Origin of the sequence: Nocardioides sp. CPCC 206348 (assembly GCF_048654705.1) — a bacterium.
Taxonomy (GTDB): Bacteria; Actinomycetota; Actinomycetes; order Propionibacteriales; family Nocardioidaceae; genus Nocardioides.
Map to the genome: position 1 here is coordinate 21,955 of NZ_JBMCZA010000234.1, position 211 is coordinate 22,165.

Annotated in this window: 1 protein-coding gene; it reads left to right on the forward strand. The window is 71.6% G+C overall.

The genetic code is table 11. The features are described 5' to 3' along the window. Window positions 1-211, forward strand: a 211-nt coding sequence (locus tag ACOADB_RS26865) for a helix-turn-helix domain-containing protein (RefSeq protein WP_378606268.1), incomplete at both ends; no start/stop codon positions are given.

Genomic DNA, 211 nt, shown 5'->3' on the forward strand with positions numbered 1-211 from the left:
CCTGCTCGGCCGGCTCCTCGACCAGGTCGGTGCCCTCCAGCGCGGCGTACTCGGGCCGAAGGGCATCGCCTTCAACGGCCTGGCCGCGCGCGAGATCGAGGTGCTGCGCCTGGTGGCGGACGGCTGCGACACGGGCGAGATCGCCTGCCAGCTGGCCTACTCCGAGCGCACCGTGAAGAACGTGCTGCACGACATCACGTCGCGGCTCCAG